Source organism: Streptomyces sp. NPDC101234 (genome assembly GCF_044767525.1).
GTDB lineage: Bacteria > Actinomycetota > Actinomycetes > Streptomycetales > Streptomycetaceae > Streptomyces > Streptomyces sasae.
In genome coordinates this window covers 1-8,496 of sequence record NZ_JBIWOA010000090.1, presented here as the reverse complement: position 1 = coordinate 8,496, position 8,496 = coordinate 1, and the positions used below count along the sequence as shown (strand labels likewise).

Below are 8,496 nucleotides of genomic sequence, written 5' to 3'. Positions count from 1 at the left end.
GTCTGCGGGCAGGCCACCACCTGGGACAAGCCACAACGAACGTGCGCTCCGTCCTACCGCAAACCACGTCCGAGCAGGCATGATGGACCTGACACGCGGTGGCCAGGTCCTGAGGCTGGAGCGGGATCGTGTGAGCTGGTGTCCGCTTGAAGTACATCTCGTCGGCGGTGGAGTAGTGGCCGCCCTCCCCGAAGACGACGAAGTTCTCCGAGCTGAGCAACGTCGACAGGAGCTGAACGTAGTTCAGGGCGTCATCGGCGAGGGCGGGGTCACCCAGTGCTTGCTCTGTCAGCGCCAGCAGTTCGGCGATCACGGCAGAGTGGATGACGAAGGGATCCTCGGCCTCGTCCCGGATGTCGCGACTGGCCACGATCTGGCTGGCCAAGTAGAGCGCCATGCGCCGTTCAGCGAGTGACCACTGTCGGGCCTTCTCCGCCAGTTTCGGCAGAGCGGCGTAACTAGCCGAGTAGACGCCGCCCTGGTGGTACAGGCGGGAGGCCAGGGCGTCCCAGCCTGGATCCCGCGAGTCCGGGCCGACTGCGTCGAGCAGGCCGGGAATGTCTTCCGCGGTCCCGTATGCATGGTGAAGCTGAGACCAGTCCGTCATGCGGAGATCCAAGCAGAGACCGATCAGCACTTACCTCAAGGGAACGCGACCAATCCGGCGGCTCCAGCAGCCCCGATGCGTGGGCATGCCCACGGCCGGTGGGACACGCAGTCCGCCGGTCAACGGGCTGTCAATGTCTCCCACGCGCGGATCCACGCCGTCGGGGAGCAGGCCGTAGCCACCTTGAAGCAGTGGCGCCTGCTGCGGAAACTCCGCCGCAGCACGACCCGCATCACCGACGTCGTGAAGGCAGTCCTGGCCATCCACCTGGCCTCGTCAGCCTGAGATTGGAAAGGGCTCGCTGTGTTCTACGGTCGTTTTCCATGGCAGGAGCGGGAACGTGTCCACCAATGGCGGCCCTGCGGGATAAGTTCTGCTACGGGTCGGCATGAAGCACGTACAGCGCGCTGTACACGCTCATCCGTGCCGGCAAGCGACCGACTTGCAGGATGCCGAAGGCGGCCCCGGGACATCGTGTGGCACGGTGACGCCCCACCAGGATCCCACTCTGAAAAGGTCTTCTCACGTCACCGTGTGGTCGCCGGGTCAAAGCCACTGGTCCAACGCCTCCGGACCCGCCGTTGACCGGCAGGTCAACTCACGGGCCCCGTCGGCTGTCGCGCAGCCGTGTCAGAAGACTCGTACCGAGGAGATTCCGTCGTTGAGGCCCGTGCCGACGAGGCTGCCCGCCCGTTGGCTGGGTGTAAAGGCGCGCTGAAGCCCCTTGTAGTGGACGTTCTTGTAGACCACCACGAAGTCGGCCGTGTTGTTGATCACCGACGAGGCGACGTCGTTGAACCCGTACAGCCTGAGGTCCGGCACGCTCGACTGGGTCAGCAGAATCCGTCCGTTCCCGGAGCCGTTGTAGTCGATGTGCTCGTAGAGGCAGAAGTAGTGGGATGGGCACGCTGCGGCTCCCACACCGTTGATCACTCTCGTGTCGGCCTTCGCCTCCGCCTGTGCGCCCGTGGCCATCAGGCCCGTAGCGGCCGCGGCGATACCCAGCGCCATTGCCAAGCGACGTTTCACATCAGCCTCCTGAGACGAAAGACGTTCTGCCACTCCATGACGCTAATGTGACTGAAAGTATCGGCGCGAGAGCCATCCTGGTGATCCCACCCTTTGCCGAGTCTCGCGTTCAACTCTGCCTTCGGTCGCGAAGGGAGATGGTCCGAGCGGGCGCGACTCGAACACGTGGGCCATCGGAGCCAATATTCTTACGGCTCCGCCCCATTCTTCGGAATCAACTGGCGGTGCGTTCATCGTTTTCCGGCAGAGTCATTTTTGCGATTTTGAAGCGCCTGTCCTGCAATTGCCGAACTGGTCTCTGGGCCCCGCTTCCCGACTGCTCGTCAGGTGTCTCAGCCGAGACCGAACGGCGCCTACCGATCGCCGCCCTCGCCGCGTACGCCTTGCCCGCCAGGTTCTGCCCGCGCTGGAAACGCTCCAGCATCGCCACGGCGACGTCCGGGGCGAGGTCGATGCCGCCGCTGCTGGAGACCTTGGTCCAGGCGGAGCTCCACAAGTCGTCCTGATCAGTGATGCCGCACCCGTGGACGATGGCCAGCAGCTGCTGTTCGTCGACAGGCCTGGTGATACGCAGGACGATCCGGCGGAGGCTGCTGAGTGACAGGGCGTGGGGATTGCCGCTCTTGTCTCTGATCTCGCGGAGCGAAGGGGCCCCGGCGGCTTCGTAGAGGTATTCGAGGGCGCGGCTCAGGTCGCGCCAGTCGCTGATCAGCGGGACGCTCGGGGCCGGGCCGAGGGTCGGCAGGATGCGGCGTTCGTCGATGCGGGCCCGGGTACTCTTCCCTTCCCCTGCTCCGCAGGGGCCCGATTCCTCCCCGGCCTGAAGGCCGGGGCATCCTCGGAGGAATCCGGTGAGCTGGTGTGGCTCACACGCTCGCTGCCATAGGACATTCGCTCGCTTGACTGCGACCGGGGAAATGGCCCCGGTGAAGCGGGTCGGCCCGGACCGAGACCAGGTCGGCCGGGATAGGTCAGGAGGCTGCGGCCTGCTGGCGGGCTTTGGTACGAGCGAGGCGGTAGGAATCGGCCAGTTTCGATGACGTTGCCGCCGAAGGTGACACGGTCCACGATGGCCGCGCAGCGGCGGGGGCCGTTGAAGGTCCTGGTCCAGGAGGAGAAGGACTGGTCGGATGCGATCACCTTGCTGTTTTTTCCTCGTGCTCGGCCAGAACCTGGAAAAGTCACCGCCTGGCCGGCGGTGCACCGTCTACACCTTCCACGTAGGCAACGCCGGACTCACCGCCCCACTGTCCGGCGAGGAGATAGGCCAGGAGGTCACCCTCGCCGCGGCCGGACCCGCCGACCTGACCGGGGCCACCTTCCAGTACCGGCGCGCCGACACCGATGTCTCGGCAGACGTCCCGGCATCCGCGGAGTCCGTCGCCGTCCTGCTCGACCAGGGCGACGTCACCAAGGACGGCACCGACCTCGACAGCCTCGCACCGCCCACGAGCGTCGAGTCCTATGCCCTGGTGGAGGCCGAGGACCGGGTCGAGGCCTCGCCCGACACCCTCGCACCGCCCTACCTCGACCAGGACGCCGGCAAGATCGTCGCCCCGGTCACCGACGACGACGCCAAGACCGACGTCACCACTGCGATCAACCTGACCGACGTCCCTGTCGACGAAGGCAGCGACGACACGAGCGTGAACGACGCGGACGACGCCACCGTGGTCCCCACCACCAGGGTCGTCGAGCGCAGCCAAGCCGAACCCGACTCCATCGCCGACGAGGTCCTGGTCCACGGTGACTCCGGTGGCCCTGTCTACACCGTGAAGTCCAACGGCCACGTCAACGCGAAGGGGAGCATCTCCGGCTCAGGCTGCGCCTCGGTCTCGGACGACAGTGAGTGCGGCGATGGCTGGGACGGCAATTGCACGGTGTTCTTCACGGACATCGCACTGGCGGAGAAGGCACTCCCGGGACGGGGCAAGTAGTGGTGATGGTGACTCGGATGACGAGGCCGCGCGTTCTTGTCGGCGTCTCCACGCTGCTCATGACGGTTTCGGCCTGTGGCTCGTCCCAGGCGTGTGGTGGCGTGGGCGTCGTCGCCGGTGTCGGCGTGTACGTCGTGCACGAGGGGTACGGAGATCTCGCCGGAGCCTCCGTGGAACTGTGCGCGAAGGGCAAGTGCGTCAAGGGCTGGCTGCCCGACGAGGACATCACGAGCGTCAACCTGCCTCTGCCGGACGACGTGGGCCCCGACATCGGCACGGTGCGTCTGCGGATCACCCGCCCAGGCGCCGACAAACCTCTCGTCGACGCCCCGGCCGAGAAGAAGCTCACCCACCAGTCCGACGGTTGCGGCGGCGGTGCCTACAACGGGGCGTTCGCCTTCACCAAGGAAGAGGGCCTGACGGCCAAGGTTCCGAAGAGCGTATGGGCGGCCTGGTACGAGCAGGTCATGGAGCGGGCCACCGCGGAACCCACCTCCTCAGCATCCTCCTGACACGGCGCCCCTCCGCAGCCGACAACTGGTGGTGGAGGGGCGCTGATCGACCCGGCGGCGTGCGCCGACGCCACGCCGTGCACCGGCATCGTCGTCAAGTCCGGCTGGCCGGCGATCAATCTGTCCAACACGCATCTGTGCCGCATCGCACTGAGTCCGCGTAGCGGATGGCGGTCCTCTCGTGGATACCGAAGACCAGGGCGAGGTGGAGAGGGTCGGCGCCGTCGGTGAGGGCCTCTTCGAGCGAACGGTCCACGCAGAGCCGTTCGAGGGGGCGGTGACGTTGCGGGTGGCCCGGGATAAGGGCGCGGTGTTGCGGCTGCCCCTAGGTCGAAGTGCTGGACGAAGGAAGGCTGGTGGGCAGGGGCTGGTAGGTGCTGCCCGCCGGCCCGGCGCGGGTCAACCGCTCCCGCCGCTCCCTGGAGAGCACCTGCGAGGACGTCGTCCGATGCACCGAGCAACGCCGTCTGCTGGGCCCACCATGAACGGTCGCCGTGAACCCGCTCTCCTGGCCTTCGGGCGGCCCACACCGTGCCGCCGCGGCACCCCGCGTTCCCGCCCACTCGGCATGGTTCGCCGCGCAGGGCATCCGCCGCCGATCATTCCCGGTGCCGGTCCCGGATGATCCGGTCGACCATCGCCACCGCCCGGTCCGGGCGCGCCTCGAACCAGGCGCCGAGGTGTTCTTGGACAGCCTCCCCGACGCAGGCGCGCACCTCGTCGCCGCCGAGCCGTCCGTGGATGGGACCGAGGAACTCGGGGTGGTCCAGCTTCACCGACACGACTGCGGTGAGGCCCTCGCCGATCCGGTCGGCGCCGGGGCCGGCGTCCTGCGCCGTCAACAGGCCCCGCCCGCGTGCCCAGTCGGTGACCGCGGCCCCCACCCCGTCGCGGAAGCCGTCCACGTGAGTGCCGCCCTCGCGGGTGAACAGGCTGTTGGCGAAGCTGCGCAACCGCTCCTCGCGCGAGCTGCCCCACATGAGGGCGACCTCCATCGTGCCCGCCATCCGCGGATCCTCTCGCTCGAAGGCGATGACGTCCGACTCCAGGACCGCGTCCGTCTCGGCATGGAGGGCGGCCACGAAGTCCTGTACCCCCTCCGGGAACCGGAATCCAGCCTTGCGGACTCCTCCGGCCGGGCGTTCGTCGGTCAGCGAGATCTCCAAGCCCCGGTTGAGGAAGGCAACTTGCCGGAAGCGTTCCGCCAGCACGGCGAACGAGCACCACGTCGTCTCGAACATGTCGGCGTCCGGCCAGAAGGCGACCGTCGTCCCGCTTGTGCCCGTGGGGCCCACGGTGGCAGGCGGGGCGAGAGCAACGCCACGGGCGTGCTCCTGAACCCGGCGGACTCCCCCGCACCGTACCTCGGCCGTCAGCCGGCTGGACAGGGCATTGGCGACGCAGAGCCCCACACCGAAGTGACCCAAGTACGCGAGGTGCCTGCCATCGGGTTCCGGTCCGGCCCGTAGGCTCGTCAGCAGAGCTTCGAGGCCCAGGGCACCTCCGTCCACGGCGTCCTCGAAGGGAACCTCCACTCCGTCGTCCGCCACTCGCACGCCGCCGTCGGGTGTGAGCGTGACGTCGACACAGCCGCCGCCCGCGACCAGAACCCCGTTCACCGCCCGGCCGACGACCTCGAACACCATCTCGTGCAGGCCGCGTTCCCCGGTCGAGCCGACGTACATCCCGGGCCGCTTGCGAACGGCCTCCAGGCCCTCCAGCACCTCGATGTCGGCAGCGTCGTACAGCATGCCTTCCCCACTCACGAAGACCCCTTCCACAGGCGTCCGGCAGATCTCCACAGCCTATGAGGAATCCAAGAAAACACCAGGTCAGAGGCTATTCGTCGAGGCCGCAGGGGGGCGGGTCGGGGCCTGCAGGGGAAGCGTCGGTCCCGGGAGCGGACATCGTGTCCGTCGCGTGGCCAAGGCCCCGTGAAAGCCACGCACGACCCCGTTCCCAGCATCCCTGAGGCCACCAATTCCCTTACATGACGCGGCGCGTACGCCGTCTCATCCCATCCGTCTGTGATGGGCCGCCACTCAGGTACACCCCGCACCTCACCGGCCAGGCCCAGCGCAGTGGCCGAGGCCACCGCACTCGGCGGCGCGAATACCGCAGAGAACGAGTTGCCCGATGGCGCGGCCGCCTGTCCGGCCCACCGACGAGGCCAGGACCTGGCTGGAGTACACGGCGGCCTCAACCCTCCGCTTGGTCGGCTCCATAGCACGTACCGAACTCGACACCGCGCAACCCGGCGGCGGCACGGAGTGAACCGCCCCGGTGGGGACAAACTCGATAGCATCCCGGCCATGGAGTGGATCCGGCTGAGCGAACATCCGGAGGAGATTTCACGTGGAGCCGTCTTCCACCTCCCGGCCCGGTGGCCGTACGAGGACACTGTCGAGTTCATGCTCGCGGAGTTGCCACCAGGTGCGGACGACCGGATGGGGCTGATCGTGACCACCGGCTACAAGGCCGGGCTGTGGGTGGTGTTCCTGCCGGACGAGGCGTATGCGGCGGGGCGGCCATGGGCACTGTCCGCCTCGTGGCTGCGCGACAACTGGACGGCAAAGGTGTACGCGGAGACCGGCCCTGAGAAGGTTCTCGTCCGTACCAACTACTCGTCGTCGTTGCAGTACGGACAGCCATGAGTGGTTGACAGGTCACCCCGGTGGTCACAGAGCGCGGCAAATCCGTGATCACCGACCTGGGCCTGCCCCATCTGCCCTCCCCCAGCACCCATCTGCGCGGCCTCTCAGGCTTCCTCCCACCACGGCTTCATGCCCTCCTCGGCGACGAACTCGTAGAAGTCCATGTTGGCGATCTCCAGGTTGCACGCCAACGAACCGACCTCGCGGCATGGAAGGACGGCCTGCTGCCCCGGGCAGTCGTACAGGTCGACAACGGTCAGCGGTCGTCCGGGCTCGGCAAAGGTCCGGGCGTCGGCGAGCGCGACCAGCGTGGTGTGCTCCTCGGACGGGACGAGCGCCGGGACCTGGCCCGGCTGGAGGCCTTCGAAGGCGGGGTTGTCGACGACCAGCGCCGTCAACGGGTAGTGCTCCACGTCGATCTCGTCCGGGTCCAGGTCCGCGCCGACCCAGCCGTCTGCGTCAGTCCCGCCCAGTTCGCCGAGCAGGGCTTGCCAACCTGCCTCGTCGTCGTAGCAGGTGCGGACCAGCAGGGCTGTGGTGGTGGAGGGAAGTGACGGGAAGGACCGGCGCGTCGATGTCGGCGTGGACGTGGGCGTGGGGAAAGCCGGCCGGCCGCCGTCGCCCTGGTACATTCCGCACCGGTCCATGTCGCGCACCAGGTCGTCGAAGGCGAGTGCGCCGCCCAGCAGATCGGCGAGGATCTCGCCGAGCCGGGCCGACGGGACCCGGACGCCACGGCCGGGTATCGCCGCCAGGTCCACCAGCAGTGGCCCGCCCCCGCCGTACACCACCGGGATGTCCGCCAGGACGACGACCGGCGGCACGGGACTGGTGCCGGGAACAAGCGCCGGGATGTTTCCCCCGTGGAGGTAGTCCCATCCGCTGTCCTCGACCATACGCAGCCGCACCCCCCTGCCCCCGAGGACGAGCCTGTCGTCTTCCCGGCGGGCCCCGATCTCGTCGAGGAGCCCGCCCCACAGCGCCCTGCCGTCCTCGTAGCACGTGCAGACCAACAGCACCTCGCCGGGCGTCGGCTGAGGAAGCTCGGGACAGGACATGTCTCTCCTTCGGCGGTGTCAGATGAGGTAGTCGTCGACGAGTGCGGCGAACTCGTCGGGTGTGGCGAGGCGGGCGATGAGCGTACGGCCGACCCGCTGGAGTTCCTCGTCGTGGTCGATGCTCTGGAACCTGCCGCCGCGCCGGGGCAGCGCCAGTTGCTCGCGGAGCGGGGGCAGCGCCGGAGCCGCGAGGGAGCCCATGCGGTCCAGGCAGGTCACGACGTGGTTGGCCGTCGCTGGGTTCTTGGTCATGGCCTGCAGCAGGGTGTCCAGGACGGCTGGTGCCTCGGCCTCGCCGCCGATCTCCCACAGTGCGGCCGCGCAATGCACCCGGACCCATTCGTAGTCGTGCGTCAGAAGGTCCCGTAGGCGCGGCATCGCGATGGAGGCGGGCGGGCCCATCTCGCCGAGCAGATCGGCCGCATCACCGATGTGGAAGGTGGTGGGGCCGTCGAGGAGGCCGAGCAGGAGCGGCATGGCCTCGGACAGGTCGCCGCCGACGGCCCACAGCGCGGCGACGGCCGCAGGGCGTACATGTGCGTCGGTGGCGGTGGTCAGCGACCGGATCGAATCCTGTGCCCCTGCTGCCGCCGGGCCGAACGCGCCTAGTAGGACTCCGTTAGGTCTGTCTCGCGGCACTGTTCGGGGGCATGCTGGAGGCGTGGACGCACATGAAGTGAACCGTGCTCGGGCGAAGTT

10 protein-coding genes and 2 pseudogenes are annotated in these 8,496 nt (G+C 68.1%); 5 read left to right on the top strand and 7 right to left on the bottom strand.

The annotated features are described in order from the left end of the window. On the bottom strand, positions 1-607 hold a 607-nt coding region (locus tag ACIRR9_RS55490; RefSeq protein WP_403769581.1), incomplete at its 3' end, for a hypothetical protein. A 93-nt stretch (positions 608-700) separates the two neighbouring features. Between ACIRR9_RS55490 and ACIRR9_RS55485 the strand changes: the two are divergent. Next, a pseudogene (locus ACIRR9_RS55485) lies at positions 701-892 on the top strand (IS5/IS1182 family transposase); the annotation flags it as partial. Positions 893-1,237: 345 nt separating this feature from the next. On the opposite strand, the gene ACIRR9_RS55480 reads toward ACIRR9_RS55485, so the two are convergent. The 3 genes and pseudogenes from ACIRR9_RS55480 to ACIRR9_RS55470 all read right to left on the bottom strand — a co-directional run. Then, complete coding sequence (locus ACIRR9_RS55480) at positions 1,238-1,636, bottom strand: peptidase inhibitor family I36 protein (protein ID WP_403769578.1); 399 nt, start codon at positions 1,634-1,636, stop codon at positions 1,238-1,240. A 214-nt stretch (positions 1,637-1,850) separates the two neighbouring features. Further along, entirely contained in the window at positions 1,851-2,132 is a 282-nt protein-coding gene (locus ACIRR9_RS55475) for a hypothetical protein (protein WP_403769575.1), read from the bottom strand. Positions 2,133-2,607: 475 nt separating this feature from the next. Then, positions 2,608-2,817: pseudogene (locus ACIRR9_RS55470) on the bottom strand (ATP-binding protein); the annotation flags it as partial. On the opposite strand from ACIRR9_RS55470, the gene ACIRR9_RS55465 reads away from it, so the two are divergent. Next, a complete protein-coding gene (locus ACIRR9_RS55465) occupies positions 2,794-3,573 on the top strand; it encodes a hypothetical protein (RefSeq protein ID WP_403769572.1) in 780 nt (259 codons plus the stop codon). The pseudogene ACIRR9_RS55470 and the gene ACIRR9_RS55465 sit on opposite strands and share 24 nt — an antisense overlap. A 17-nt stretch (positions 3,574-3,590) precedes the next feature. Beyond that, complete coding sequence (locus ACIRR9_RS55460; protein ID WP_403769569.1) at positions 3,591-4,085, top strand: hypothetical protein; 495 nt, start codon at positions 3,591-3,593, stop codon at positions 4,083-4,085. Positions 4,086-4,684: 599 nt separating this feature from the next. Here the strand turns inward: ACIRR9_RS55460 and ACIRR9_RS55455 are convergent. Further along, a complete protein-coding gene (locus tag ACIRR9_RS55455; RefSeq protein WP_403769566.1) occupies positions 4,685-5,851 on the bottom strand; it encodes a DNA gyrase subunit B in 1,167 nt (388 codons plus the stop codon). Positions 5,852-6,221: 370 nt separating this feature from the next. Between ACIRR9_RS55455 and ACIRR9_RS55450 the strand changes: the two genes are divergently transcribed. After that, entirely contained in the window at positions 6,222-6,359 is a 138-nt protein-coding gene (locus ACIRR9_RS55450; RefSeq protein WP_403769563.1) for a hypothetical protein, read from the top strand. A 38-nt stretch (positions 6,360-6,397) separates the two neighbouring features. Beyond that, on the top strand, positions 6,398-6,739 hold the full coding sequence (gene imm45, locus ACIRR9_RS55445) for an Imm45 family immunity protein (protein ID WP_365351982.1): 342 nt from the start codon (positions 6,398-6,400) through the stop codon (positions 6,737-6,739). Positions 6,740-6,843: 104 nt separating this feature from the next. Here imm45 and ACIRR9_RS55440 read toward each other — a convergent pair whose 3' ends face one another. After that, positions 6,844-7,797, bottom strand: a complete 954-nt coding sequence (locus tag ACIRR9_RS55440; protein WP_403769560.1) for a DUF6924 domain-containing protein — start codon at positions 7,795-7,797, stop codon at positions 6,844-6,846. An 18-nt stretch (positions 7,798-7,815) separates the two neighbouring features. Next, the gene (locus ACIRR9_RS55435; RefSeq protein WP_403769557.1) at positions 7,816-8,436 is read right to left on the bottom strand and encodes a HEAT repeat domain-containing protein; all 621 of its coding nucleotides are present in this window, start codon (positions 8,434-8,436) and stop codon (positions 7,816-7,818) included. Between the last annotated feature and the right edge of the window lie 60 nt (positions 8,437-8,496).

Coding starts and splice junctions, on each gene's coding strand:
- ACIRR9_RS55450 (WP_403769563.1), top strand. CDS start 6,222: ATGGCGCGGCCGCCTGTCCGGCCCACCGACGAGGCCAGGACCTGGCTG.
- ACIRR9_RS55460 (WP_403769569.1), top strand. CDS start 3,591: ATGACGAGGCCGCGCGTTCTTGTCGGCGTCTCCACGCTGCTCATGACG.
- imm45 (WP_365351982.1), top strand. CDS start 6,398: ATGGAGTGGATCCGGCTGAGCGAACATCCGGAGGAGATTTCACGTGGA.
- ACIRR9_RS55440 (WP_403769560.1), bottom strand. CDS start 7,797: ATGTCCTGTCCCGAGCTTCCTCAGCCGACGCCCGGCGAGGTGCTGTTG.